This window comes from Pseudomonas sp. KUIN-1 (assembly GCF_009176725.1).
GTDB lineage: Bacteria > Pseudomonadota > Gammaproteobacteria > Pseudomonadales > Pseudomonadaceae > Aquipseudomonas > Aquipseudomonas fragariae.
Genome location: NZ_AP020337.1, coordinates 5,269,586 through 5,294,869, shown reverse-complemented (window position 1 = coordinate 5,294,869; position 25,284 = coordinate 5,269,586). Strand labels below are relative to the sequence as shown.

General features: G+C 55.4%; 37 protein-coding genes and 1 pseudogene. 36 read left to right on the top strand and 2 right to left on the bottom strand.

The window, feature by feature from the left end; all coding sequences use genetic code 11:
* The 31 genes from tuf to bfr all read left to right on the top strand — a co-directional run bounded on the left by tuf (window position 1) and on the right by bfr (window position 17,279).
* Window positions 1-1,194 (top strand): elongation factor Tu, encoded by a 1,194-nt coding sequence (tuf, locus tag KUIN1_RS23870; RefSeq protein ID WP_003344210.1) that lies wholly within the window; start codon window positions 1-3, stop codon window positions 1,192-1,194.
* Window positions 1,195-1,335: 141 nt separating this feature from the next.
* A complete protein-coding gene (gene rpsJ / locus KUIN1_RS23865; protein ID WP_002555491.1) occupies window positions 1,336-1,647 on the top strand; it encodes a 30S ribosomal protein S10 in 312 nt (103 codons plus the stop codon).
* Between the two features lie 81 nt (window positions 1,648-1,728).
* On the top strand, window positions 1,729-2,364 hold the full coding sequence (gene rplC / locus KUIN1_RS23860; RefSeq protein WP_002555490.1) for a 50S ribosomal protein L3: 636 nt from the start codon (window positions 1,729-1,731) through the stop codon (window positions 2,362-2,364).
* Window positions 2,365-2,376: 12 nt separating this feature from the next.
* Window positions 2,377-2,979 carry a 50S ribosomal protein L4 gene (rplD, locus tag KUIN1_RS23855; RefSeq protein WP_002555489.1) on the top strand — a complete coding sequence of 201 codons (603 nt, stop codon included), beginning with the start codon at window positions 2,377-2,379 and terminating at the stop codon, window positions 2,977-2,979.
* Window positions 2,976-3,275, top strand: coding sequence for a 50S ribosomal protein L23 (gene rplW / locus KUIN1_RS23850; RefSeq protein ID WP_002555488.1), 300 nt, complete (start codon window positions 2,976-2,978; stop codon window positions 3,273-3,275). The genes rplD and rplW overlap by 4 nt, the downstream gene beginning before the upstream one ends.
* Window positions 3,276-3,289: 14 nt before the next feature.
* The gene (rplB, locus tag KUIN1_RS23845; RefSeq protein ID WP_003317104.1) at window positions 3,290-4,114 is read left to right on the top strand and encodes a 50S ribosomal protein L2; all 825 of its coding nucleotides are present in this window, start codon (window positions 3,290-3,292) and stop codon (window positions 4,112-4,114) included.
* Window positions 4,115-4,130: 16 nt separating this feature from the next.
* Window positions 4,131-4,406 carry a 30S ribosomal protein S19 gene (gene rpsS, locus KUIN1_RS23840; protein ID WP_002555486.1) on the top strand — a complete coding sequence of 92 codons (276 nt, stop codon included), beginning with the start codon at window positions 4,131-4,133 and terminating at the stop codon, window positions 4,404-4,406.
* A 13-nt stretch (window positions 4,407-4,419) separates the two neighbouring features.
* Window positions 4,420-4,752: a 50S ribosomal protein L22 gene (gene rplV, locus KUIN1_RS23835; protein WP_002555485.1), complete on the top strand. Its 333-nt coding sequence runs from the start codon at window positions 4,420-4,422 to the stop codon at window positions 4,750-4,752.
* Between the two features lie 13 nt (window positions 4,753-4,765).
* Window positions 4,766-5,452 (top strand): 30S ribosomal protein S3, encoded by a 687-nt coding sequence (gene rpsC / locus KUIN1_RS23830; protein ID WP_003176422.1) that lies wholly within the window; start codon window positions 4,766-4,768, stop codon window positions 5,450-5,452.
* 12 nt (window positions 5,453-5,464) lie between these two features.
* Window positions 5,465-5,878: a 50S ribosomal protein L16 gene (gene rplP / locus KUIN1_RS23825; protein WP_002555482.1), complete on the top strand. Its 414-nt coding sequence runs from the start codon at window positions 5,465-5,467 to the stop codon at window positions 5,876-5,878.
* Window positions 5,878-6,069 carry a 50S ribosomal protein L29 gene (gene rpmC, locus KUIN1_RS23820; RefSeq protein WP_002555481.1) on the top strand — a complete coding sequence of 64 codons (192 nt, stop codon included), beginning with the start codon at window positions 5,878-5,880 and terminating at the stop codon, window positions 6,067-6,069. The genes rplP and rpmC overlap by 1 nt, the downstream gene beginning before the upstream one ends.
* Window positions 6,070-6,129: 60 nt before the next feature.
* The gene (rpsQ, locus tag KUIN1_RS23815; protein ID WP_197739786.1) at window positions 6,130-6,339 is read left to right on the top strand and encodes a 30S ribosomal protein S17; all 210 of its coding nucleotides are present in this window, start codon (window positions 6,130-6,132) and stop codon (window positions 6,337-6,339) included.
* A gap of 23 nt (window positions 6,340-6,362) precedes the next feature.
* The gene (rplN, locus tag KUIN1_RS23810) at window positions 6,363-6,731 is read left to right on the top strand and encodes a 50S ribosomal protein L14 (RefSeq protein ID WP_002555479.1); all 369 of its coding nucleotides are present in this window, start codon (window positions 6,363-6,365) and stop codon (window positions 6,729-6,731) included.
* 11 nt (window positions 6,732-6,742) lie between these two features.
* A complete protein-coding gene (rplX, locus tag KUIN1_RS23805; protein WP_003317102.1) occupies window positions 6,743-7,057 on the top strand; it encodes a 50S ribosomal protein L24 in 315 nt (104 codons plus the stop codon).
* Between the two features lie 20 nt (window positions 7,058-7,077).
* Entirely contained in the window at window positions 7,078-7,617 is a 540-nt protein-coding gene (rplE, locus tag KUIN1_RS23800; RefSeq protein WP_002555477.1) for a 50S ribosomal protein L5, read from the top strand.
* Between the two features lie 13 nt (window positions 7,618-7,630).
* The gene (gene rpsN / locus KUIN1_RS23795) at window positions 7,631-7,936 is read left to right on the top strand and encodes a 30S ribosomal protein S14 (protein ID WP_003400428.1); all 306 of its coding nucleotides are present in this window, start codon (window positions 7,631-7,633) and stop codon (window positions 7,934-7,936) included.
* Between the two features lie 214 nt (window positions 7,937-8,150).
* Complete coding sequence (gene rpsH / locus KUIN1_RS23790) at window positions 8,151-8,543, top strand: 30S ribosomal protein S8 (protein ID WP_002555475.1); 393 nt, start codon at window positions 8,151-8,153, stop codon at window positions 8,541-8,543.
* Window positions 8,544-8,555: 12 nt separating this feature from the next.
* The gene (gene rplF, locus KUIN1_RS23785; RefSeq protein WP_011269093.1) at window positions 8,556-9,089 is read left to right on the top strand and encodes a 50S ribosomal protein L6; all 534 of its coding nucleotides are present in this window, start codon (window positions 8,556-8,558) and stop codon (window positions 9,087-9,089) included.
* 10 nt (window positions 9,090-9,099) lie between these two features.
* Window positions 9,100-9,450: a 50S ribosomal protein L18 gene (gene rplR, locus KUIN1_RS23780; RefSeq protein ID WP_002555473.1), complete on the top strand. Its 351-nt coding sequence runs from the start codon at window positions 9,100-9,102 to the stop codon at window positions 9,448-9,450.
* Between the two features lie 3 nt (window positions 9,451-9,453).
* Complete coding sequence (gene rpsE / locus KUIN1_RS23775) at window positions 9,454-9,954, top strand: 30S ribosomal protein S5 (protein WP_003317099.1); 501 nt, start codon at window positions 9,454-9,456, stop codon at window positions 9,952-9,954.
* Between the two features lie 2 nt (window positions 9,955-9,956).
* Entirely contained in the window at window positions 9,957-10,133 is a 177-nt protein-coding gene (rpmD, locus tag KUIN1_RS23770; RefSeq protein WP_002555471.1) for a 50S ribosomal protein L30, read from the top strand.
* A 3-nt stretch (window positions 10,134-10,136) separates the two neighbouring features.
* Window positions 10,137-10,571 (top strand): 50S ribosomal protein L15, encoded by a 435-nt coding sequence (gene rplO / locus KUIN1_RS23765; RefSeq protein WP_002555470.1) that lies wholly within the window; start codon window positions 10,137-10,139, stop codon window positions 10,569-10,571.
* Window positions 10,572-11,906, top strand: coding sequence for a preprotein translocase subunit SecY (gene secY / locus KUIN1_RS23760; protein ID WP_002555469.1), 1,335 nt, complete (start codon window positions 10,572-10,574; stop codon window positions 11,904-11,906).
* A gap of 28 nt (window positions 11,907-11,934) precedes the next feature.
* The gene (rpmJ, locus tag KUIN1_RS23755; protein ID WP_002555468.1) at window positions 11,935-12,051 is read left to right on the top strand and encodes a 50S ribosomal protein L36; all 117 of its coding nucleotides are present in this window, start codon (window positions 11,935-11,937) and stop codon (window positions 12,049-12,051) included.
* Between the two features lie 130 nt (window positions 12,052-12,181).
* Window positions 12,182-12,538 (top strand): 30S ribosomal protein S13, encoded by a 357-nt coding sequence (gene rpsM / locus KUIN1_RS23750; protein ID WP_002555467.1) that lies wholly within the window; start codon window positions 12,182-12,184, stop codon window positions 12,536-12,538.
* Window positions 12,539-12,568: 30 nt separating this feature from the next.
* Complete coding sequence (gene rpsK, locus KUIN1_RS23745) at window positions 12,569-12,958, top strand: 30S ribosomal protein S11 (RefSeq protein WP_002555466.1); 390 nt, start codon at window positions 12,569-12,571, stop codon at window positions 12,956-12,958.
* 18 nt (window positions 12,959-12,976) lie between these two features.
* Window positions 12,977-13,597 (top strand): 30S ribosomal protein S4, encoded by a 621-nt coding sequence (gene rpsD / locus KUIN1_RS23740; RefSeq protein WP_002555465.1) that lies wholly within the window; start codon window positions 12,977-12,979, stop codon window positions 13,595-13,597.
* A gap of 22 nt (window positions 13,598-13,619) precedes the next feature.
* On the top strand, window positions 13,620-14,621 hold the full coding sequence (locus KUIN1_RS23735) for a DNA-directed RNA polymerase subunit alpha (RefSeq protein ID WP_002555464.1): 1,002 nt from the start codon (window positions 13,620-13,622) through the stop codon (window positions 14,619-14,621).
* A 41-nt stretch (window positions 14,622-14,662) separates the two neighbouring features.
* Entirely contained in the window at window positions 14,663-15,049 is a 387-nt protein-coding gene (gene rplQ / locus KUIN1_RS23730) for a 50S ribosomal protein L17 (protein WP_003317096.1), read from the top strand.
* Between the two features lie 165 nt (window positions 15,050-15,214).
* Window positions 15,215-16,660 (top strand): catalase, encoded by a 1,446-nt coding sequence (locus KUIN1_RS23725; protein ID WP_116886793.1) that lies wholly within the window; start codon window positions 15,215-15,217, stop codon window positions 16,658-16,660.
* Between the two features lie 154 nt (window positions 16,661-16,814).
* Entirely contained in the window at window positions 16,815-17,279 is a 465-nt protein-coding gene (gene bfr / locus KUIN1_RS23720) for a bacterioferritin (protein ID WP_003317095.1), read from the top strand.
* A 94-nt stretch (window positions 17,280-17,373) separates the two neighbouring features.
* On the opposite strand, the gene uvrA is transcribed toward bfr, so the two are convergent.
* Window positions 17,374-20,208, bottom strand: coding sequence for an excinuclease ABC subunit UvrA (gene uvrA / locus KUIN1_RS23715; protein WP_172980078.1), 2,835 nt, complete (start codon window positions 20,206-20,208; stop codon window positions 17,374-17,376).
* 129 nt (window positions 20,209-20,337) lie between these two features.
* Here uvrA and KUIN1_RS23710 point away from each other — a divergent pair, with 129 nt between their 5' ends.
* From KUIN1_RS23710 to KUIN1_RS28145, 5 genes and pseudogenes are all read left to right on the top strand, one after another.
* Window positions 20,338-21,732, top strand: coding sequence for an MFS transporter (locus tag KUIN1_RS23710; protein ID WP_152092328.1), 1,395 nt, complete (start codon window positions 20,338-20,340; stop codon window positions 21,730-21,732).
* A gap of 9 nt (window positions 21,733-21,741) precedes the next feature.
* Complete coding sequence (locus KUIN1_RS23705) at window positions 21,742-22,296, top strand: single-stranded DNA-binding protein (protein WP_024638200.1); 555 nt, start codon at window positions 21,742-21,744, stop codon at window positions 22,294-22,296.
* A gap of 86 nt (window positions 22,297-22,382) precedes the next feature.
* A complete protein-coding gene (locus KUIN1_RS28150) occupies window positions 22,383-22,853 on the top strand; it encodes an AAA family ATPase (protein ID WP_232059985.1) in 471 nt (156 codons plus the stop codon).
* Between the two features lie 37 nt (window positions 22,854-22,890).
* Window positions 22,891-22,950 (top strand): annotated as a pseudogene (locus KUIN1_RS28305) (hypothetical protein); the annotation flags it as partial.
* A gap of 261 nt (window positions 22,951-23,211) precedes the next feature.
* The gene (locus KUIN1_RS28145; RefSeq protein WP_232059984.1) at window positions 23,212-23,697 is read left to right on the top strand and encodes an ATP-dependent DNA helicase; all 486 of its coding nucleotides are present in this window, start codon (window positions 23,212-23,214) and stop codon (window positions 23,695-23,697) included.
* A gap of 32 nt (window positions 23,698-23,729) precedes the next feature.
* Here the strand turns inward: KUIN1_RS28145 and KUIN1_RS28140 are convergent, their stop codons facing one another.
* Window positions 23,730-24,344, bottom strand: a complete 615-nt coding sequence (locus KUIN1_RS28140) for a hypothetical protein (RefSeq protein WP_232059983.1) — start codon at window positions 24,342-24,344, stop codon at window positions 23,730-23,732.
* Window positions 24,345-25,284 lie beyond the last annotated feature (940 nt).

Genomic DNA, 25,284 nt, shown 5'->3' with positions numbered 1-25,284 from the left:
GTGGCTAAAGAAAAATTTGATCGTTCCCTCCCGCACGTCAACGTTGGCACCATTGGTCACGTTGACCATGGTAAAACCACGCTGACCGCTGCTCTGACTCGCGTCTGCTCCGAAGTTTTCGGTTCGGCTGCTGTTGAATTCGACAAGATCGACAGCGCACCGGAAGAAAAGGCTCGTGGTATCACCATCAACACCGCGCACGTCGAATACAAATCGTTGATCCGTCACTATGCTCACGTTGACTGCCCAGGTCACGCTGACTACGTGAAGAATATGATCACTGGTGCTGCCCAGATGGACGGCGCGATTCTGGTTTGTTCGGCCGCTGATGGTCCGATGCCACAAACCCGTGAGCACATCCTGCTGTCCCGTCAGGTTGGCGTTCCGTACATCGTGGTCTTCCTGAACAAGGCTGACCTGGTAGACGACGCTGAGCTGCTGGAACTGGTCGAGATGGAAGTGCGCGATCTGCTGAGCACTTACGACTTCCCAGGCGACGACACTCCGATCATCATCGGTTCTGCTCGTATGGCTCTGGAAGGTAAAGACGACAACGAAATGGGCACCACTGCCGTTCGTAAACTGGTTGAAACACTGGACTCCTACATCCCAGAACCAGTTCGTGTTACCGACAAGCCGTTCCTGATGCCGATCGAAGACGTATTCTCGATCTCCGGTCGCGGTACTGTTGTGACTGGTCGTATTGAGCGCGGTATCGTCAAGGTTCAGGATCCACTGGAAATCGTTGGTCTGCGTGACACTACCGTCACCACCTGCACCGGTGTTGAAATGTTCCGCAAACTGCTCGACGAAGGTCGTGCTGGCGAGAACTGCGGCGTTCTGCTGCGCGGTACCAAGCGTGACGACGTTGAGCGTGGCCAGGTTCTGGTCAAGCCAGGCAGCGTCAAGCCGCACACTCAGTTCGAAGCTGAAATCTACGTTCTGAGCAAAGAAGAAGGCGGTCGTCACACTCCGTTCTTCAAAGGCTACCGTCCACAGTTCTACTTCCGTACTACCGACGTAACTGGTAGCTGCGAACTGCCGGAAGGCGTAGAAATGGTTATGCCAGGTGATAACGTTAAAGTTTCCGTTACCCTGATCAAGCCAATCGCAATGGAAGATGGTCTGCGTTTCGCAATCCGTGAAGGCGGTCGTACCGTCGGCGCTGGCGTCGTAGCCAAAATCATCGCTTAAGCGTTGAGTCCCAAAAAGAGCCCCCGCACTGCGGGGGCTTTTTTATTGGGTTGACACCTTGTTAGGTCGTCTATAGAATTGCGCCTCCTTTTAACGGGCGTATTGCGCTCGGTGGGAACAGCAATCTGGAGTCTGAATCCAATGCAAAACCAGCAAATCCGTATCAGGTTGAAGGCTTTTGACCATCGCCTGATCGACCAATCAACCCAGGAAATCGTGGAAACCGCGAAACGTACTGGTGCACAGGTGCGTGGTCCGATTCCACTGCCGACTCGTAAAGAGCGGTTCACCGTCCTGGTTTCTCCGCACGTCAACAAAGACGCGCGCGACCAGTATGAGATCCGTACTCACAAGCGTGTTCTGGACATTGTCCAGCCAACGGAAAAAACCGTTGATGCGCTTATGAAGCTTGATCTTGCGGCCGGTGTGGAAGTTCAGATCAGCCTCGGCTAAGACTTGGGTCTTAGTCGTGTAACGCTCTGAAATGGGCGGCCATAGCGGGTGAAAGCCCCGTACACTCATGAGGTTTACAACATGACTATTGGTGTAGTCGGTCGTAAATGCGGTATGACCCGTATTTTCACCGAAGAAGGTGTCTCCATTCCGGTCACGGTCATTGAGATCGAGCCGAATCGCGTCACTCAGTTCAAAACCGAAGAAACCGATGGCTATCGTGCAGTGCAAGTCACTGTCGGCGAGCGTCGCGCTTCGCGTGTTACAGCCGCTCAGGCTGGCCACTTCGCCAAAGCGAACGTTGCCGCCGGTCGTACCGTCATGGAATTCCGTCTTGAAGAAGGCGACTACCAGGCTGGCGATCAGATCAACGCTGAAATCTTCGCCGCTGGTCAACTGGTTGATGTAACCGGTCAGTCCAAGGGTAAAGGCTTCCAGGGTACGATCAAGCGTTGGAATTTCCGTGGTCAAGACAATACCCACGGTAACTCCGTCTCCCACCGCGTCCCAGGCTCTATCGGCCAGTGCCAGACTCCTGGTCGTGTATTCAAGGGCAAAAAAATGTCCGGTCATATGGGCGCTGAGCGCGTGACCGTGCAGTCCCTGGAAGTAGTGCGCGTGGACGCTGAACGCAATCTGTTGTTGGTCAAGGGTGCTGTTCCTGGCGCTACTGGCGGCAACCTGGTTGTACGTCCGGCAGCCAAGGCTCGCGGTTAAGGGGAAGCTGACATGCAATTAAATGTAAATGACGCTCAGGCAATCGAAGTTTCCGAACTGACATTTGGCGGCGAATTCAACGAGACGCTGGTTCACCAGGCAGTCGTGGCCTACATGGCTGGCGGTCGTCAGGGTAGCAAGCAGCAAAAGACCCGTTCCGACGTTCGTGGTGGCGGTAAGCGCCCTTGGCGTCAGAAAGGTACTGGCCGTGCTCGTGCCGGTACTATCCGTAGCCCAATCTGGCGTGGCGGCGGTACCACTTTCGCAGCTCGTCCTCAGGATCACACTCAGAAGCTCAACAAGAAGATGTATCGCGCTGCGCTGCGCTCCATCCTTGCTGAACTGGTTCGTACTGATCGTCTGGTCGTGGTTCAGGACTTCGCTGTTGAAGCACCGAAAACCAAAGATTTGCTGAACAAGCTGACTGGCATGGGCCTGACTGACGTCCTGATCGTGTCTGACGCTGTTGACCAGAATCTGTACCTGGCTGCTCGTAACCTGCCGCACGTTGATGTACGTGACGTTCAAGGTTCCGATCCAGTTAGTCTGATCGCATACGACAAAGTGTTGATCACTGTGTCGGCCGTGAAGAAATTCGAGGAGCTGCTGGGATGAACCAGGAACGCGTATTTAAAGTTCTGCTTGGCCCGCACGTTTCCGAGAAGGCTACGGTTCTTGCAGACAAAAAAGGTCAGTTCGTTTTCAAGGTTGCTACTGACGCAACCAAGCTGGAAATCAAGAAGGCCGTCGAAAGCCTGTTCAGCGTGAAAGTAGAGCGTGTTACTACCCTGAATGTTCTGGGTAAGAGCAAGCGCACTGCTCGCGGTCTGGGCAAGCGTAATGACTGGAAGAAGGCAGTTATCTCCCTTCAGCCAGGCCAAGATCTCGATTTCAGCAGCAGTGCTGAGTAAGGAAGGGGTGCATCATGGCAATCGTTAAATGCAAACCGACTTCCCCTGGCCGCCGTTTTGTGGTCAAGGTGGTCAACCAGGAGCTGCATAAAGGCGCTCCTCACGCACCGCTGCTCGAGAAAAAATCGAAGTCTGGTGGTCGTAACAACAATGGTCGTATTACTACCCGTCATATCGGTGGTGGCCATAAACAGCATTATCGTCTGGTCGACTTCCGTCGCAACGACAAGGATGGCATCGCTGCCACCGTCGAGCGTATCGAATACGATCCAAACCGTACTGCTCACATTGCTCTGCTGCTTTACGCAGACGGCGAGCGCCGCTACATCATTGCCCCTAAAGGCGTGAGTGCTGGCGACCAGCTGATTGCAGGTGCTCTGGCACCAATCAAGCCGGGCAACGCTCTTCAACTGCGCAACATTCCAGTTGGTAGCACCGTACACGGCATCGAACTGAAGCCAGGTAAAGGCGCGCAGATCGCTCGTTCCGCTGGTGCCTCGGCACAGCTGATCGCTCGTGAAGGTGTGTACGTGACCCTGCGTCTTCGCTCCGGTGAAATGCGTAAAGTACTGTCTGAGTGCCGTGCAACGCTGGGCGAAGTCTCGAACTCCGAGCACAGCCTTCGTTCGCTGGGTAAAGCGGGTGCCAAACGCTGGCGTGGCGTTCGCCCAACCGTTCGTGGTGTTGCCATGAACCCGGTTGACCACCCACATGGTGGTGGTGAAGGTCGTACCTCTGGTGGTCGTCATCCGGTATCGCCGTGGGGCTTCCCGACTAAGGGCGCGAAGACTCGTGGTAATAAGCGTACCGACAAAATGATCGTCCGTCGTCGCAAGTAAATAGAGGGATACGACAGTGCCACGTTCTCTGAAAAAAGGTCCTTTTATTGATCTTCACCTACTGAAGAAGATCGAAGTGGCGGCGGAAAAGAACGATCGCAAACCAGTTAAGACCTGGTCGCGTCGTTCGATGATCCTGCCACAAATGGTCGGTTTGACCATTGCAGTGCATAACGGTCGCCAGCATGTTCCAGTTCTCGTGAACGAAGACATGGTCGGCCATAAACTAGGCGAGTTTGCCGGTACCCGCACATATCGTGGGCACGTGGCAGACAAGAAAGCCAAGCGTTAAGGGGTAAGGAACGATGGAAGTAGCCGCTAAGTTGTCGGGCGCTCGAATCTCCGCCCAGAAAGCCCGCTTGGTCGCCGACCAGATCCGCGGGAAGAAGGTGGGCGAAGCGCTCAACCTGTTGGCTTTCAGCAGTAAGAAAGCCGCCGAGATCCTGAAGAAAGTGCTGGAGTCGGCTGTAGCCAACGCCGAGCATAACGAAGGCGCAGACGTTGATGACCTCAAGGTCTCCACCGTTTTCGTCAACGAAGGGCGTTCGCTGAAGCGCATCATGCCACGTGCTAAAGGCCGTGCTGATCGCATCGTCAAGCGGTCTTGCCATATCACTGTCAAGGTTGCTGACAAGTAACGGAGTCGAAGAGATGGGTCAGAAAGTACATCCCATTGGCATTCGCCTGGGAATCGTCAAGGAGCACACCTCCGTCTGGTACGCAGACGGTCGGACTTATGCGGACTATTTGTTCGCTGATCTGAAAGTGCGTGAGTACCTCCAAGACAAATTAAAAAGCGCGTCCGTCAGCCGTATCGATATCCATCGTCCGGCTCAGACAGCACGTATCACCATCCACACTGCTCGTCCAGGTATCGTTATCGGGAAGAAAGGTGAAGATGTTGAGAAACTGCGTCAGGACCTGACCAAGCAAATGGGTGTGCCTGTGCACATCAATATCGAAGAGATCCGTAAGCCGGAGCTCGACGGTATGCTGGTTGCGCAGAGCGTAGCTCAGCAGCTGGAGCGTCGCGTAATGTTCCGTCGCGCTATGAAGCGCGCTGTTCAGAACGCCATGCGCATTGGTGCCAAAGGCATCAAAATCCAAGTGAGCGGTCGTCTCGGCGGTGCTGAAATCGCACGTACTGAATGGTATCGCGAAGGTCGTGTGCCACTGCACACCCTGCGTGCCGACATCGACTATGCCAACTACGAAGCTCACACCACTTACGGTGTGATCGGTGTAAAGGTTTGGATCTTCAAAGGCGAAGTAATTGGTGGTCGCCAAGAAGAACTGAAACCACAAGCACCAGCGCCTCGTAAAAAAGCTGCTAAGTAAGGGGTACGCCAAATGTTGCAACCAAAGCGTACGAAGTTCCGCAAGCAGATGACCGGCCACAACCGTGGTCTGGCACTGCGCGGTAGCAAAGTCAGCTTCGGCGAGTTCGCGCTGAAGTCTGTAGCTCGTGGTCGTCTCACCGCTCGTCAGATCGAGTCAGCGCGTCGTGCTCTGACCCGTCACGTTAAACGTGGCGGCAAGATCTGGATCCGTGTGTTCCCGGACAAGCCTGTAACCAAAAAGCCACTCGAAGTTCGGATGGGTAAAGGTAAGGGTAACGTGGAGTACTGGGTTGCCCAGATTCAGCCAGGCAAAGTCCTGTATGAAATCGAGGGTGTTACTGAAGAGCTGGCGCGTGAGGCTTTCGCCCTGGCTGCTGCAAAGCTGCCGCTCGCCACCTCCTTTGTTAAGCGGACGGTGATGTGATGAAAGCGAATGAACTTCGTGAAAAATCAGCACAGCAGCTGAACGAGCAACTGCTCGGCCTGCTGCGCGACCAGTTCAATCTGCGTATGCAGAAGGCAACTGGCCAGTTGGGGCAGTCTCATCTGCTCTCGCAAGTTAAGCGTGACATCGCTCGCGTGAAAACTGTGCTCAACCAGCAGGCAGGTAAGTAATCATGGCTGAAGCCGAAAAAAACTGTCCGTACGCTGACTGGCCGTGTTGTCAGCGACAAGATGGACAAGACCATCACCGTTCTGATCGAGCGTCGCGTAAAGCACCCGATCTACGGTAAATACGTTAAGCGTTCGACTAAGCTGCACGCGCACGACGAAACCAATCAATGCCATATCGGCGACAAGGTCACTATTCGTGAAACTCGTCCGGTAGCCAAGACCAAGTCTTGGGCGTTGGTTGATATCCTCGAACGCGCTGTGGAAGTCTAAGGGCTAGGGGTCGGAGAAATTATATGATTCAGACTCAATCCATGCTCGATGTGGCCGATAACAGCGGCGCACGCCGCGTTATGTGCATCAAGGTGCTGGGTGGCTCCCATCGTCGTTACGCTGGTATCGGTGACATCATCAAAGTAACCGTCAAGGAAGCAATTCCTCGCGGCAAGGTGAAGAAAGGCCAGGTGATGACTGCAGTTGTAGTCCGCACTCGCCACGGTGTTCGTCGTGCAGACGGCTCCATCATCCGCTTCGATGGCAACGCTGCTGTTCTGTTGAACAACAAGCAAGAGCCGATCGGTACCCGTATCTTTGGGCCAGTGACCCGTGAACTTCGTACTGAGAAGTTCATGAAGATCGTCTCGCTCGCCCCAGAAGTGCTCTAAGGAGATCCGACATGCAAAAGATTCGTCGTGACGACGAGATCATCGTGATCGCCGGCAAAGACAAAGGTAAGCGCGGTAAGGTGCTCAAGGTTCTCGCTGACGACCGTTTGGTCGTTGGTGGGATCAACCTGGTGAAGCGTCATACCAAGCCAAACCCGATGTCGGGCGTACAGGGCGGTATCGTCGAGAAAGAAGCGCCAATGCACGCTTCCAACGTCGCCATTTTCAACGGCGCAACCAACAAGGCTGACCGCGTTGGTTTCAAAGTTGAAGACGGCAAGAAAATTCGTGTCTTCAAGTCGACCCAAAAAGCGGTTGATGCTTGAACACTGCTAGGTAGAAGACCATGGCACGACTAAAAGAGATTTACCGGAAGGAAATCGCTCCGAAACTTAAGGAAGAACTTAAGCTTTCGAACGTGATGGAAGTTCCGCGCGTTACCAAAATCACCCTGAACATGGGTCTGGGCGAAGCGATCGGCGACAAGAAAGTCATCGAGCACGCTGTTGCTGACCTGGAAAAGATCACCGGTCAAAAAGTCGTTGTGACTTACGCTCGGAAATCCATCGCTGGCTTTAAAGTCCGTGAAGGTTGGCCGATCGGTGTCAAAGTGACTCTGCGCCGCGATCGTATGTACGAATTCCTGGATCGTCTGCTGTCGATCTCCCTGCCTCGGGTTCGCGACTTCCGCGGCCTGAATGCCAAGTCCTTCGATGGTCGTGGTAACTACAGCATGGGCGTCAAAGAGCAGATCATTTTCCCGGAAATTGACTACGACAAGATCGATGCTCTTCGCGGTCTGGACATCACCCTGACCACCACTGCCAAGAACGATGATGAAGGTCGCGCATTGCTGCGTGCTTTCAAATTCCCGTTCCGCAACTGATTGGAGTAGGACAATGGCCAAGATGAGCATGAAAAACCGTGAGCTGAAGCGTCAGCTCACTGTTGCCAAGTACGCCAAGAAGCGTGCAGAGCTGAAAGCTATCATCGTCGATCTGAACGCAAGTCCAGAAGCGCGTTGGGAAGCTACCGTAGCCCTGCAGAAGCAACCACGTGACGCAAGCGCTGCGCGCATGCGTAACCGTTGCCGCATCACTGGTCGTCCACACGGCGTCTACCGCAAGTTCGGCCTTGGCCGTAACAAGCTGCGTGAAGCAGCTATGCGTGGCGACGTTCCAGGTCTGGTCAAAGCCAGCTGGTAAGGCGACACCTCTCGCGCCCTCCCGCCGGTTACGCAAGTCACCGGTCGGGATGGAGCCTGAATTTGAATCAAGCCCCTTTTGGGGCTTGATTCATTTCCGGCGTAGGACTAGAATTGCCGGCTCGCCTGAGCCCGTGTTTTTACTTGCCCGGAAGTTCTCGGCGATCAAGCTGTAGCCGCAAGGCTAATTATTTTGTTTTAGGAGCGTCTAGCCCATGAGTATGCAGGACCCGTTAGCGGACATGCTAACTCGTATCCGTAATGCCCAGATGGCTGAAAAGCCCGTCGTAAGCATGCCATCTTCCACGTTGAAGGTTGCTGTAGCAAAAGTCCTGAAGGACGAAGGCTACATTGCGGGTTATCAGATCAGCAGCGAAGTTAAATCCTCGCTGTCCATCGAGCTTAAGTACTTCGAAGGCCGTCCGGTCATCGAAGAGGTTAAGCGCGTCAGCCGCCCAGGCTTGCGTCAGTACAAGTCCTCCGATGATCTGCCGAAAGTTCGTGGCGGTCTTGGTGTGTCTATCGTCTCCACCAGTAAAGGTGTGATGACGGATCGTGCTGCGCGCGCTGCCGGTGTCGGTGGCGAAGTGCTTTGCACTGTGTTCTAAGGGGGGATAAGCATGTCACGCGTCGCTAAGAACCCCGTTAAGCTGCCATCCGGCGTCGAAGTCAAACTCGTCGGCCAGCTGCTTTCGGTGAAGGGTGCCAAGGGCACTCTAGAACTGAACATCCATTCGTCCGTTGAGGTTGTTGTAGAAGCTGGTGAGCTGCGTTTCGTTGCTCGCAATGGCGATCAACAAACCCGCGCAATGGCAGGCACCACTCGTGCACTGGTAAACAACATGGTCCAAGGCGTAAGCCAAGGCTTCGAGCGCAAGCTCCAGCTGGTCGGTGTTGGTTACAAGGCGCAAGCAAAAGGCACGGTACTGAACCTTGCACTTGGCTTCTCGCACCCAGTGGACTACGAATTGCCGAATGGCATCACCGCTGAGACCCCCAGCCAGACCGATATCCTGATTCGCGGTATCGATAAGCAGTTGGTTGGTCAAGTGGCCGCTGAGATCCGCGACTTCCGCCGTCCTGAGCCTTACAAAGGCAAAGGTGTGCGTTACGCAGACGAAGTCGTCCGCCGTAAAGAAGCCAAGAAGAAGTAGGGCATAGCAAATGACCGTCAAAAAAGTTACCCGACTGCGTCGCGCTCGCAAAGCACGCCTGAAAATGCACGAGCTAGAAGTCGTGCGTCTCTGCGTGCACCGCTCTTCGCAGCACATTTATGCCCAGGTCATCTCGGCCGACGGCAGCAAAGTCCTGGCAAGCGCCTCGACTTTGGACAAAGAACTGCGTGATGGCGCCACTGGCAACATCGACGCGGCCACTAAGGTTGGCAAGCTGGTCGCCGAGCGCGCGAAAGCCGCGGGTGTATCGCAAGTCGCTTTCGACCGTTCTGGCTTCAAGTACCACGGCCGTGTCAAAGCGCTGGCTGATGCTGCTCGTGAAGGCGGGCTGGAGTTCTAAGTTATGTCAAATCACGACCAAAAACGCGACGAAGGCTACATCGAGAAGCTGGTTCAAGTTAACCGCGTGGCCAAAACCGTAAAAGGCGGCCGTATCTTCACTTTCACTGCGTTGACCGTAGTGGGTGATGGTAAAGGGCGCGTTGGCTTCGGCCGTGGCAAGTCACGTGAAGTGCCTGCTGCAATCCAGAAAGCGATGGAAGCTGCTCGTCGCAACATGATTCAGGTTGATCTGAACGGCACTACCCTGCAGTACGCGATGAAGTCTGCTCATGGCGCCTCCAAGGTGTACATGCAGCCTGCTTCTGAAGGTACCGGTATCATCGCTGGCGGCGCAATGCGCGCAGTGCTGGAAGTTGCTGGTGTCCAGAACGTATTGGCCAAGTGCTACGGTTCGACTAACCCGGTAAACGTGGTTCACGCTACGTTCAAGGGTTTGAAGGGCATGCAGTCTCCTGAGTCGATCGCTGCCAAACGTGGCAAGCGTGTTGAGGAGATCATCTGATCATGGCTACCGTTAAAGTAACGCTGATCAAAAGCATGACCGGCCGCATCCCTAATCACAGATTGTGCATTAAGGGTTTGGGTCTGCGTCGCATCGGTCACACTGTAGAAGTCCTGGATACTCCCGAAAATCGCGGGATGATCAACAAGGCTTACTACATGCTGCGAGTCGAGGGTTAATCGATGAAACTCAATGATCTGAGTCCAGCGCCGGGTTCCCGTCGCGAAAAGCATCGTCCGGGCCGTGGTATCGGTAGCGGTTTGGGCAAGACCGGTGGCCGTGGCCACAAAGGTCAAAGCTCCCGCTCCGGTGGCACCATTGCTCCGGGCTTTGAGGGCGGCCAACAGCCGCTGCATCGTCGCCTGCCAAAATTCGGTTTCGTTTCCCTGAAGGCCATGGATCGCGCAGAAGTGCGTTTGTCCGAGCTGGCTAAAGTGGAAGGCGACATCGTAACTGTGCAGTCCCTGAAAGATGCCAACGTGATTAACCAGAACGTTCAGCGTGTGAAAATCATGCTGTCGGGCGAAGTTACTCGCGCTGTTACTATCAAGGGTATCGCCGCCACCAAAGGTGCGCGTGCGGCTATCGAAGCAGCTGGCGGCAAGTTCGAGGAATAAATGGCTAAGCAAGGTGCTCTCTCAGCGCTCGGCAAAGGCGGTATGTCTGAACTCTGGGCTCGTCTGCGTTTTCTGTTCCTGGCGATTATCGTCTACCGAATAGGCGCACACATCCCGGTTCCAGGTATCAACCCGGATCGACTCGCAGAACTGTTTCGACAGAATGAGGGGACCATTCTTAGCTTGTTCAACATGTTTTCCGGTGGCGCGCTGGAACGGATGAGCATCTTTGCACTGGGGATCATGCCGTACATTTCGGCATCGATCATCATGCAGTTGATGACCGCCGTCAGCCCGCAGCTGGAGCAGTTGAAGAAGGAAGGTGAAGCTGGCCGTCGCAAGATAAGCCAGTACACCCGCTATGGCACCGTTGTCCTGGCTCTGGTCCAAGCTATCGGCATGTCCGTTGGTCTGGCGAGTCAGGGCGTCGCGTTTTCTGGGGACCTGGGTTTCCACTTTGTGGCCGTAACTACCTTCGTGGCAGGTGCGATGTTCATGATGTGGCTGGGCGAGCAGATCACCGAGCGCGGTGTCGGCAACGGTATCTCGATGTTGATTTTCGCAGGTATCGTCGCCGGTCTTCCGAGAGCAATAGGGCAGTCTTTCGAGTCTGCACGTCAGGGTGATATCAATATCTTCGCTCTGGTTGCAATCGGTTTGCTGGCGGTAGCGATCATCGGTTTTGTGGTGTTCATTGAGCGTGGTCAGCGTCGAATCGCCGTTCACTACGCCAAGCGTCAGCAGGGCCGCAAGGTCTTCGCTGCGCAGACAAGCCACTTGCCGCTGAAAGTGAACATGGCTGGTGTGATACCGGCCATTTTCGCGAGCAGCATTTTGCTGTTCCCGGCTTCGTTGGGGTCCTGGTTCGGTCAGTCTGAAGGTCTGGGCTGGTTGCAGGACATCTCGCAGTCGATCGCTCCTGGTCAGCCGTTGAATATTCTGCTGTTTAGTGCAGGGATTATTTTCTTCTGCTTCTTCTATACGGCGTTGATGTTCAATCCGAAAGACGTAGCGGAAAACCTGAAGAAGTCCGGTGCCTTTATTCCGGGTATTCGTCCAGGCGAGCAGTCGGCGCGCTACATTGATGGCGTTTTGACTCGCTTGACCATGTTCGGTGCTCTATATATGACGGCCGTGTGTCTGCTTCCCCAGTTTCTGGTGGTCGCGGCAAACGTACCGTTCTACCTTGGCGGGACCTCGTTGCTGATCGTGGTCGTGGTTGTGATGGACTTTATGTCGCAAGTGCAATCTCACCTCGTTTCGCACCAGTATGAATCCCTGATGAAGAAAGCCAACCTGAAGGGCTACGGTGGCAGCGGCGGTATGCTGCGCTGAAGCACCCCTAAGGTTCGAGGAGTTGGTGATGAAAGTTCGTGCATCGGTGAAAAAGCTGTGCCGTAACTGCAAGATTATCCGCCGCGAAGGTGTGGTTCGAGTAATTTGCAGCGCGGAACCACGTCATAAGCAGCGCCAAGGCTGATTGTGATTTGTGCTTAAGCCCAGCAGCTAGTGCGCTGCTGGGTTGATTATTTGTTACTACAGCGATATTATCTCGCGCCCTATTTCTTGGCTTCCGGGGCGTAGGTAGCTGTCAATTGGAGTCCCACTGAATGGCCCGTATTGCAGGCGTTAACATTCCAGATAACAAGCATACTGTTATCTCGTTGACCTACATCTATGGTGTTGGTCGCACCACCGCACAGAAAATTTGTGCAACCACCGGCGTAAATCCGGCGGTGAAAATCAAAGATCTGAGCGACGAGCAGATTGAACAGCTGCGTGGCGAAGTGGCGAAGTTCACCACTGAAGGTGACCTGCGTCGCGAAATCAACATGAAAATCAAGCGCTTGATGGACCTGGGCTGCTACCGCGGTCTGCGTCATCGTCGTGGTCTTCCAGTGCGCGGTCAGCGTACCAAGACCAACGCGCGTACTCGCAAAGGTCCGCGTAAGCCGATCCGCAAGTAATCGCACCAGCGCAACGACAGGAATTTAGTCATGGCAAAACCTGCTGCTCGTCCTCGTAAAAAAGTTAAAAAGACAGTGGTTGATGGCATCGCCCACATCCACGCGTCGTTTAACAACACAATCGTCACCATTACCGATCGTCAAGGTAACGCTCTTTCGTGGGCTACCTCCGGCGGTTCGGGTTTCCGTGGTTCGCGCAAGTCCACCCCGTTCGCTGCTCAAGTAGCTGCTGAACGTGCTGGTCAAGCTGCGCTGGAGTACGGTCTGAAGAACCTCGACGTCAATGTCAAGGGTCCAGGCCCAGGTCGTGAATCCGCTGTCCGTGCATTGAACGGCTGTGGCTATAAGATCGCCAGCATCACCGACGTGACGCCAATCCCGCACAACGGGTGCCGTCCGCCGAAGAAGCGCCGCGTGTAATCCAGGAGACTGTAAGAAATGGCTCGTTACATTGGTCCAAAATGCAAACTTGCTCGTCGTGAAGGCACCGATCTCTTTCTGAAGAGCGGCGTTCGCGCTATCGAATCCAAGTGCAACATCGAAGCAGCTCCAGGTATCCACGGCCAACGTCGTGGTCGCCAGTCCGATTACGGTACTCAGCTGCGTGAAAAGCAAAAAGTCCGTCGTATCTACGGCGTTCTCGAGCGTCAGTTCAGCGGCTACTACAAAGAAGCCGCCGGCAAGAAAGGTGCAACAGGCGAGAACCTGCTGCAACTGCTCGAATGCCGTCTGGACAACGTTGTATACCGCATGGGCTTCGGCTCGACGCGTGCCGAATCCCGTCAATTGGTTTCGCACAAGTCGGTCAGCGTAAACGGCAAAACCGTTAACGTTCCTTCTTATCAGGTTCGTGCTGGCGACGTTGTTGCTATCCGCGAAAAAGCTAAGAATCAGCTGCGTATTGTCCAGGCTCTCGATCTGTGTGCCCAACGTGGCCGCGTAGAATGGGTAGAAGTAGACACTGAGAAGAAATCGGGCGTTTTCAAGAACGTTCCAGCTCGCAGTGATCTATCCGCCGACATCAACGAAAGCCTGATTGTCGAGCTCTACTCCAAGTAAGGGCTAGAAAATAGGTGCATCCATGCAGATTTCGGTAAATGAGTTCCTGACACCCCGCCACATTGATGTGCAGGTTGTCAGTCCAACCCGCGCCAAAATCACTCTCGAGCCTCTCGAGCGTGGTTTCGGCCATACCCTGGGCAACGCGCTTCGCCGCATTTTGTTGTCCTCCATGCCCGGCTGTGCAGTAGTCGAGGCCGAGATTGACGGTGTACTCCATGAGTACAGCGCCATCGAAGGTGTACAGGAAGACGTCATTGAAATCCTGTTGAACCTTAAAGGTCTGGCTATCAAGCTGCACGGTCGAGACGAAGTTACGCTGACCTTGTCGAAGAAGGGTTCGGGGGTGGTTACCGCTGCCGATATTCAGCTGGATCATGATGTCGAGATCGTTAACCCCGATCACGTAATCGCTAACCTGGCGTCTAACGGCGTCTTGAACATGAAGCTCACCGTAGCTCGTGGTCGTGGTTATGAGCCGGCAGACTCGCGTCAAAGCGATGAAGACGAAAGCCGCAGCATTGGTCGCTTGCAGCTTGACTCTTCGTTCAGCCCGGTTCGCCGTATCGCATACGTGGTGGAAAACGCCCGTGTCGAACAGCGTACTAACCTGGACAAGCTGGTTATTGATCTGGAAACCAACGGTACGCTGGACCCTGAAGAGGCTATCCGTCGCGCTGCAACCATTCTGCAACAGCAGTTGGCTGCGTTCGTCGACCTCAAAGGCGACAGCGAACCAGTGGTAATCGAACAGGAAGACGAGATCGATCCGATCCTGCTTCGTCCGGTTGACGATTTGGAACTGACCGTGCGTTCGGCCAACTGCCTTAAGGCGGAGAACATCTACTACATCGGCGATCTGATTCAGCGCACCGAAGTAGAGCTGTTGAAGACTCCGAACCTGGGCAAGAAATCCTTGACCGAGATCAAGGACGTTCTGGCTTCTCGTGGTCTCTCCCTCGGCATGCGCCTCGACAACTGGCCGCCGGCAAGTCTTAAGAAGGACGACAAGGCTACGGCCTGATCGTCGTAATCACCGAACGCGAGTTTGGTAAGGAATGAACCATGCGTCATCGTAAAAGTGGACGTCACCTGAGCCGTACCAGCTCTCACCGCAAAGCCATGTTTCAGAACATGGCGGTGTCGCTGTTCGAGCACGAGCTGATCAAAACTACCCTGCCGAAAGCCAAGGAACTGCGCCGCGTTGCCGAGCCGCTGATCACCCTGGCCAAGGAAGACAGCGTTGCCAACCGTCGTCTGGCTTTCGACCGTACTCGTTCGAAAGAAATCGTCGGCAAACTGTTCAACGATCTGGGCAAGCGCTATGCAACCCGTCAGGGCGGCTACCTGCGCATCCTCAAGTGCGGTTTCCGCGCTGGCGACAACGCGCCAATGGCGTACGTCGAGCTGGTTGATCGTCCTATCGGTGGCTCTGTAGAAGCTGCTGAATAAGACATCAGTTTGAACATGAAACCGGGCCCAGTGCCCGGTTTTTTGTTTCCGGAATTAAGAATTGCTATCGATAGTCATGATTTAATGAATTCGACGCTGCAATAGCTTTCGACAATACTTCCTCTCAGCCGATCAGCCGGCTATACACACCAGAGGAAGATGTAGATGAGCCAGAAGACCCTTACGACCGCCAGCGGTGCCCCCGTCGCAGACAATCAGAACTCCCGTTCGGCAGGCCCACGTGGTCCTCTACTGCTCGATGATTTCCATCTGATCGAAAAGCTTGCCCACTTCAACCGTGAAAACATCCCGGAGCGTCGCGTGCACGCCAAGGGGTCGGGTGCTCATGGTACGTTCACCGTGACCCGCGACATCAGCCAATACACCAGCGCCAGGCTGTTCGACACGGTTGGCAAGCAGACGCCGATTTTCCTGCGCTTCTCCACCGTAGGCGGCGAGCGTGGTTCGGCTGACACCGAGCGTGACCCTCGTGGCTTTGCGATCAAGTTTTACACCGAGGAAGGTAACTGGGACATCGTCGGTAACAACACGCCGGTGTTCTTTATCCGTGACCCCCTGAAATTCCCTGATTTCATTCACACCCAGAAGCGCCTGCCGCAGACCAATCTGAAGAGCCCTCAGATGATGTGGGATTTCTGGTCGCACTCGCCTGAAGCGCTGCACCAGGTCACTATTCTGTTCTCCGATCGTGGCATTCCGGACGGCTACCGTCACATGCACGGCTTCGGCAGCCACACCTATAGCCTCATCAGTGCTGCAGGTGAGCGTCATTGGGTGAAGTGGCATTACAAGACCCGCCAGGGGATCAAGAATCTGACGCCCGCAGAGGCTGCGCGCATTGCCGGTACTGATCCTGATTACGCTCAGCGCGATCTGTTCACTGCCATCGAGAAGGGCGACTTCCCCAAGTGGCAGGTGTGCATCCAGTTGATGACCGAAGCTCAGGCGGCGAATCATCATGAAAACCCGTTCGACGTGACCAAGACCTGGTCGCAGAAAGAATACCCGCTGATCGAGGTGGGCGAGCTGGAGTTGAACCGCAACCCGCTCAACTACTTTGCCGAAGTCGAGCAGGCCGCGTTTGGCCCAAGCAACATGGTGCCAGGCGTTGGCCTTTCGCCAGACCGCATGTTGCAAGGGCGCGTATTTGCCTATGCTGATGCGCATCGCTATCGCGTAGGTACCAACCACCAGCAGTTGCCGATCAATGCGCCCAAGAGTCCGGTGCACAGCTATCAGCGTGACGGGGCGATGGCCTTCGGCACCAATGGCGGTGCGACGCCAAACTATGAACCGAACAGCTACTCGGATGCGCCGAAAGAGAATCCGCGCTACGCGGAGCCTGCGCTGTCTCTGAACGGTGCAGCAGATCGTCATGATCATCGAGTAGACGACGATTACTACAGTCAGGCAGGCAAGTTGTTCAACCTGATGAGCGCTGATCAGCAAGCCCTGTTGATTGGCAATATTGCAGGCGCAATGGCAGGCGTTTCCAGTGATGTCGTGCAACGTCAGTTGCAGCATTTCTACAAAGCGGACCCTGCTTACGGCGAAGGCATTGCCCGCGCATTGGACGTAAAACTGGGCTGAGTCGAAGTGAGAAACAGAACCGCCCTCATTTGGGCGGTTTTTCGCTTCTTAACGGCGTAATTTCGCCACTTTTCGTCGGTTTATTGCGTTTTTCTAAGTGACCTCGCGCGGCGCTTGGTTCAAACTATCGTCTTTGAAGCAGGAGTCTGGTGCGATGCAAGGCCACCCCGAAGTAATCGATTATCTCAACACGTTGCTCACGGGCGAACTGGCAGCTCGTGACCAATATTTCGTTCACTCACGCATGTACGAAGACTGGGGCTTTTCGAAGCTCTACGAGCGTATCAATCATGAGATGGAAGAAGAGGCGCAACACGCTGATGCGCTGATGCGTCGTATCCTGATGCTGGAAGGCACGCCGCGCATGCGCCCGGACGACCTCGACGTCGGCACCACAGTGCCTGAGATGCTCGCCAGCGATCTGCGTCTCGAATACAAGGTACGTGCTGCTCTGTGCAAGGGTATCGAGCTCTGTGAGCTGCACAGCGACTACGTGACCCGCGAAATCCTGCGCGTGCAGCTGGCTGATACCGAAGAAGACCATACCTACTGGCTCGAACAGCAGATGGGGCTGATCAAGTCCATCGGCCTGCAGAACTACCTGCAATCGCAGTTCTGATTCGACCGCTCATAAAAAAGCTCCTGCACTTGCGTGACAGGAGCTTTTTTGTATCCGGGTTCGACTGACGCCGAACCCGTTTTCGTCACACTCGTCAGGCTTTATCTCTGGTCAACAGAGGTTTCAGGTAATGACCGGTGTAGGACTGTTCCATCTCGGCGACCTGTTCAGGTGTGCCCGTCGCAATGATCTGCCCACCTCGCGAGCCGCCTTCCGGACCCAGATCCACCAGCCAGTCGGCCGTCTTGATCACATCCAGGTTGTGCTCGATCACCACCACGGTATTGCCGTGGTCGCGCAGGCGATGCAATACATCCAGCAGCTGCTGAATATCCGCGAAGTGCAGGCCTGTGGTCGGCTCGTCGAGGATGTACAACGTCTTGCCGGTGTCGCGCTTGGACAGCTCACGCGACAGCTTGACCCGCTGCGCTTCACCGCCTGACAGGGTCGTCGCCGATTGCCCCAGCTTGATATAGGAAAGTCCTACATCCATCAGGGTTTGCAGCTTGCGCGCCAGTGCCGGAACGGCGTCGAAGAACTCACGCGCTTCCTCGATGGTCATTTCCAGCACTTCGTGGACGTTCTTGCCCTTGTACTTGACCTCAAGCGTTTCGCGGTTGTAACGCTTGCTCTTGCACACGTCGCAGGGCACGTAGATGTCTGGCAAAAAGTGCATCTCGACCTTGATCAGCCCGTCGCCCTGGCACGCCTCGCAGCGGCCGCCCTTGACGTTGAACGAGAACCGCCCCGGACCATAGCCCCGCGAGCGTGATTCCGGAACTCCGGCGAACAGCTCGCGAATCGGCGTGAACAGCCCGGTGTAGGTCGCCGGGTTGGAGCGCGGCGTACGACCGATAGGGCTCTGGTCGATGTCCACCACCTTGTCCAGGTGCTGGAGGCCGTTGATGCTGTCGTGCGTAGCCGCTTCCAGCGTCGTGGCGCCGTTCAGCGCCGTAGCGCTCAGCGGGAACAGCGTGTTGTTGATCAGCGTCGACTTGCCCGATCCGGAAACACCCGTCACGCAGGTCAGCAGGCCGATCGGGATGTCGAGATTGACGTTTTGCAGGTTGTTGCCACGCGCGCCCTTGAGGGTCAGCGAGAGCTTCTTGTTACGCGGGGTGCGCTTGGCAGGAACAGCAATCTTCACGCGCCCTGACAGGTATTTGCCGGTCAGCGAGTCGGGATGCGACATCACCTCGTCCGGCGTACCTTCGGCGACAATATGACCACCATGCACGCCGGCCCCCGGGCCGATGTCGACCACGTAGTCGGCCAGGCGAATCGCATCTTCATCGTGCTCGACCACAATCACCGTATTGCCGATGTCGCGCAGGTGCTTGAGCGTGCCCAGCAAACGATCATTGTCGCGCTGGTGCAGACCGATGGACGGCTCATCGAGGATGTACATCACCCCGACCAGCCCCGCACCGATCTGGCTGGCCAGACGGATACGCTGTGCTTCGCCGCCGGACAGGGTGTCTGCGCTACGATCCAGGGTCAGGTAGTCCAGGCCCACGTTGACCAGAAACTGCAGACGCTCACGGATTTCCTTGAGAATCTTGTCGGCGATCTCGCCACGTCGTCCGGTCAGCTTGAGCGTTTCAAAGTAATGCGTCGCGTCGCCAATCGGCAGACTGGTGACTGCAGGCAGAGTCTTTTCACCCACCCACACATGGCGCGCTTCGCGACGCAGGCGAGTGCCTCGGCAGTCAGGGCAGGGCTGTGTGCCCAGGAACTTGGCCAGCTCTTCGCGGACCGTAGCCGATTCGGTTTCCCGATAGCGACGCTCCAGATTCGGCACGATGCCTTCGAACGGGTGCGCACGCTTGACGATATCGCCACTTTCATTGAGGTAGCGGAAATCGACACTCTGCGAGCCACTGCCGTTGAGCAGAATCTTCTGCATGTCGGCGGGGATCTGCTTGAATGGCATTTCCAGGCTGAAGCCATAGTGCTTGGAGAGCGAGCCGAGCATCTGGAAGTAATAGACATTACGCCTGTCCCAGCCTCGTATCGCGCCTTCGGCAAGCGTCAGTTCGGCATTGACCAGCCGCTTGATATCGAAGAACTGCTTCACGCCCAGACCGTCGCAGGTCGGGCAGGCGCCAGCCGGGTTGTTGAAGGAGAACAGCTTCGGTTCCAGCTCGCTGATCGCATGGCCACAGATAGGGCAGGCGAAGCGGGCAGAGAAGATCACTTCCTCGCCCGGCTCGTCGTCCATCGGCGCCACCAGGGCGATACCGTCGGCCAGCTTCAGGGCGGTCTCGAAGGACTCGGCCAGGCGCTGCTGCAGGTCGGCGCGGACCTTGAAACGGTCCACGACCACATCGATCGAGTGCTTCTTCTGCTTGTCCAGCTTCGGCAGCTCATCCAGCTCGCACAGCTTGCCGTTGACTCGCGCCCGGACAAAGCCTTGCGCGCGCAGCTCTTCAAAAACCGAAAGATGCTCACCCTTGCGCTCGCGGATAACCGGCGCAAGCAGCATCAATTTGCTGCCCTCAGGCTGAGTCAGCACCAGGTCGACCATCTGGCTGACAGTCTGGGCTTCCAGCGGAATATCGTGGTCGGGGCAGCGAGGCTGGCCGACGCGCGCATACAGAAGACGCAGGTAGTCGTAAATTTCGGTGATCGTACCCACGGTCGAGCGCGGGTTATGTGAAGTAGACTTCTGCTCGATGGAGATCGCCGGCGACAGACCTTCGATCGTATCGACGTCCGGTTTTTCCATCATCGACAGAAACTGGCGGGCATAGGCCGACAGCGATTCGACGTAGCGGCGCTGCCCTTCGGCGTACAGCGTATCGAAAGCCAGCGAAGACTTGCCTGAGCCGGAGAGCCCGGTGATAACGATCAGTTTGTCGCGGGGAAGTGTCAGGTCAATATTTTTCAGGTTGTGGGTTCGTGCCCCACGTATCAGGATCTTGTCCACTGCGGCCTCGCTTGGCGGGCATAAACGACGGAGTATACGGCTCCGAGCCATCACGCGGCAAAGCGTCGCGTATGTGCTGTACAACGATGGGACTGGTAGAATCGCCGCCGGTTCACACGAGGTTATTCCATGCACGATACCCACAGCGAGCGTATGAGTAGCGGCGAGACCCGCGCAGCAGGCGGTCTGGCCCTGGTGTTCGCGTTCCGCATGCTTGGCATGTTCATGGTCTTGCCGGTTCTGGCAACCTACGGCATGGACCTGGCAGGCGCGAGCCCTGCACTGATCGGTCTGGCGATTGGCGCCTACGGCCTGACCCAGGCGGTGTTGCAGATACCGTTCGGGATCATTTCCGACCGTATCGGCCGGCGACCGGTCATTTATTTCGGCCTGATCATCTTTGCGATCGGCAGCGTGGTGGCGGCGAACGCGGATTCGATCTGGGGAATCATTGCCGGACGCATCCTGCAGGGGGCTGGCGCCATTTCCGCGGCAGTCATGGCGCTGCTCTCCGACCTGACCCGCGAACAGCACCGCACCAAGGCCATGGCCATGATCGGCATGACCATTGGTCTGTCGTTCGCCATCGCCATGGTTGTCGGCCCGGTAATCACCGGCATCTTCGGGCTTTCCGGATTGTTCCTGGCCACCGGCGGCATGGCCTTGATAGGCGTTCTCATCGTCGCCTACGTGGTGCCCAAGGCCAGCGGGGCATTGATGCATCGCGAGTCCGGCGTCGCCAAACAGGCGCTGGGGGCGACGTTGCGTCATCCGGACCTGCTGCGCCTGGATTTGGGTATCTTCGTGTTGCATGCGATGCTCATGTCCAGCTTCGTGGCCTTGCCACTGGCGCTGGTCGAAAAAGCCGGTCTGCCCAAGGAAGAACACTGGTGGGTCTACCTGACCGCCTTGCTGGTTTCCTTCTTCGCGATGATCCCGTTCATCATCTATGGCGAGAAGAAACGTCAAATGAAGCGCGTTCTGCTGGGCGCCGTCACAGTTTTGATGCTGGCTGAGCTATTCTTCTGGGCCTACGGGGACACGTTGCGGGCACTGGTCATCGGGACAGTGGTATTCTTCACCGCGTTCAACCTGCTGGAAGCATCCTTGCCGTCGTTGATCAGCAAGGTTTCACCGGCCGGCGGAAAAGGCACGGCAATGGGAGTTTATTCCACCAGCCAGTTTCTTGGATCGGCCGCAGGTGGGATACTGGGCGGCTGGTTGTTCCAGCACGGTGGGCTCGATGTGGTGTTCCTGGGTGGTGCAGCCATGGCCGCCGTCTGGCTCGCCTTCGCAGTGACCATGCGAGAACCGCCTTACGTGACCAGCCTACGTCTGCCGTTGTCGCCGCAGGCGCAGCGTGAAGCAGGCCTGGCAGAGCGTTTGATGTCCGTAGCAGGCGTGACAGATGCAGTGGTGGTTGCGGAAGAGGCAGCCATCTACATAAAACTCGACACAAAATTATTGGATCGTGCCTCTCTCGAAAAGCTGGTCAATCCAGCATCAGAAGCGTGCGAAGCCTAGGAGAACGTTATGGCCCGTGGGGTTAACAAAGTCATATTGGTCGGTACATGCGGCCAGGATCCCGAAGTTCGCTACTTGCCTAACGGTAACGCCGTGACCAACCTGAGTCTGGCCACCAGCGAACAATGGACTGACAAGCAGAGCGGCGAGAAAAAAGAAAAAACCGAATGGCACCGTGTTTCGATGTTCGGCAAGGTCGCGGAAATCGCCGGCGAATACCTGCGCAAGGGTTCGCAGGTCTACATCGAAGGCAAGCTGCAGACCCGCGAGTGGGAAAAAGACGGCATCAAGCGCTACACCACTGAAATCGTCGTCGACATGCAGGGCACCATGCAACTGCTGGGCGGCCGTCCACAGGGTGACGCTCAACAAGGTCAGGGCGGCGGTGGCAACTACAACCAGTCCGCGCCTCGTCCACAGCAGTCGCGCCCACAACAGTCGGCGCCGCAGCAGAACTACAATCAGCAGCCGCCACAACAGCGCGACTCGCGCCCAGCGCCGCAACAACAAGCGCCGCAGCCAGCTGCTGACTTTGATAGCTTTGATGATGATATTCCGTTCTAGCGCATACCTTAGAGTTTTTTGTAAAGTGTTGGTCTGGAGCCCCCGTATATCGGGGGCTTCTTCGTTTTTGTAGGTGTAAAATTATTTTGACCTTCAAACGACATCATCTCAGCAACAGCTTTTTCCTACAGACATTGATGATGTACCTTCGCAGGTTTGAGAGTGAAGAACGTGATCGGCTAGGCCGCGACGATTTCTCGCTGAACGATGCTCAGCGGAAGGCCGTCAGAACCTCGTTCGCGCACCGTTTCAGCATTATTACTGGTGGCGCGGGCGTGGGGAAAACAACAGTGCTGAAAGCTCTCTACAGAGCGCTCGATACCTTGGGGCGGCCAAGATTTCAGATGGCACTTTCAGGTCGAGCTACCGCGCGCATGATTGAGGCGACGTCCGAAAGTGCAACTACGATAGCTGGCTTTCTGAGCAGCGTTTCAGCAAAAGAAATTGGGATGCACCCCATAGTTGTTATTGATGAAGCTTCAATGCTGGATCTTGTGACATTTTATCGGCCTGCCCGAAAGCTACCGCCTGATACCCACCTTATTTCTTGTTGGTGATCCATATCAGTTACCTCCAATCGGAGCAGGGCTGGTTTTGCATGTCTTGTGTGGTCATTCGGAGATCGCTCAGACTCAACTGACTGAGGTAAAGCGGCAGTCAAAGGCATCCGAAATGCCATCAGCAGCGCAGGCAATTCGAGAGGGGCGGTGGCCAGACTTCACTTCGAATGAGGCCGGTGAGGTCATTCTTCTCCCTACTTCTGACGCTGAAATCATACCCACGGTACTTCGTCTCTACGAGCAAAAGCGGGAAGGCACGCAAATTCTTTGTGCTACACGGTCATGTAGGTTTGCTGGGGTCGACGCACTCAACAGGACTTGTCACGTCCGCTACGCTAGTCATGGTCGGCCTCTATTGGCATTCAGTGCAGAGTCGGGACAGATTGAGTCCACCGAATTTTGTGTCGGGGATCTGCTGTTGTATACCGCAAACGATTGGCAGCGAGATCTTCAAAATGGTTGCCTTGGCCAGCTAAGCGAAGTCTACGACGACGTCGTTCAAGTCAACATTGGGACTGTCGATCATCCCATTATGCGCGTTGCGCTAGGGTGTGCGGTTTACGAAGGTATCCATCACTACGTTTTGGAAAGTGATTTAGACGCTATGCAGCACGCTTACGCGATTACGGTCCACAAGAGTCAAGGCTCGCAATTTCAGCGCGTTATCATTCCTGTGCGCCAGTCACGCATACTGGACCGAACCTTCGTGTGTACAGCCTTAACACGCGCTCAAGTCCAGGTAATTCTGGTTGGCGATGTGACTGCGCTGAAGCAAGCTATTGCATTGCCCCCTAAAGCATTTTCGCGGCAAGTCGCTTTGAACTCGATGTTGTCCGGTTGAGCGGCTAATCCACGCTCGATTGTGCGTGATGTTTACGTCCAGTTTTTGAGCCGGGCTATGAGTTTTTCATCTGTGATTTTTAGGGGGGTGACGTTGCGATGTTGGGTGGGTGCCATTCGGCTGCCCGCTCTTTCGGCGTTGGCCCTGGCTGCGAGCAGCTCATCCGAACTGGAGATGAATACCAGTAATGTCCCGTTCCAATTACCAATTCCCTCTAGCTCGATATCCACAGAAATAGGTAAGCGATGATCGGTGAGTTCGAATGAGGGGATTTCGACGCGATTGATTCGATTAACGCAGGCCATGGGCGTCGTGGCGTCGGAGCCATGAAGTGGCTTTGATGGGATGGACGAAAGGCGGATCATTTCCATGGTGACAAGACCTGCGAACCATGGCGAACCTAGATAGCGCCAGTAGAGGTCAGATACATCACTACCTCGATCAAGATCGGCGAACCACGTCCCGCATGCCATGCCCAATGTGGCCTGACAAATCGGGATTATAGCTTCAAGCCCTTCAAGCCTTTTCAATGTGTCTGCGCAAAGTGTTTTGATTTTGCTAGCATCCCTACGTGGCACTTCAGCTTCAAGGATGAAGTGAACCTCGTACCCTTGATTGGTTCGCTCAATACTCGGTGCTTCAGCCAACAGTCCTCCATAACCAAGCTCATTCAGGAGCACGTAACGACGTTCTCTGGGCCATTTTCTAAAATCTTGGGTCAAAGACCACAGGTCTCGCATAGTCCCCTGTAAAAAATGGGAGATTCTGACCTGTATTCCTTCTGGACCGGATCTAACGACCGATCCCAAGGCTATGAGGAGGGGGCCAACAGCAATAATGTCATCTGCGTCGGCGCCACCGGTTCTGTGGATGCGCCGGGATTCCTCGTGCTGCCTCTTCAGATCCAAGAGAGATTTGCTCGAAAAACGCTGTTCATCTCGGTCAATGAGAATACTGCACGTTCCACATAACCAAATCCCGTTATCGATGTGCGAACGCTCTAAAGAGGTCATGTTTGGGTCGTAGCGGCGCGCACCAGGACCAGCCGAAGCGGCAGAAATGTGGGCTGCAACTCCTATCATCGTCACTGCATTGGAAGCTTCATCGCTTGGTCCAACAGTGGGGCACTTGCACTTGCTGCATATGTAGCTGGCACGCAACGCCAAGTCACTTTTGGTTCGGATCGAGAATTGTCTCGTGTGTTTGACATATTCAACTACCTAGCAGGCATTTTGGGCTGCGGCGTCTCTCTAGAAAGTTCTGTAATCAGGAGATATGCCAAACTGTTTTGGTGTTTTGGTGTTTTGGTGTTTTGGTGTTTTGGTCATAGGAGTTGTTGACTTGGATCGAAGCATATCAGTCCGGAGAAGGGATACTGGCGTCAGTTTCGAACGGGCCATCATCGGGTCACCACGACCAAGGATTTTCTAAGGTACGGCGGTAAATCGTCAGCAAGCTTTTCTAAGATCACATGTGACAGCAACCCTTCGGTTGGGATGCCCTTGTCGATGATCTAGGCCGGTGCCTAGACCATCGTTTCGCACTGTCACCGGCCCACTCCGACGGGGGAACATGCCCTGATCGAGC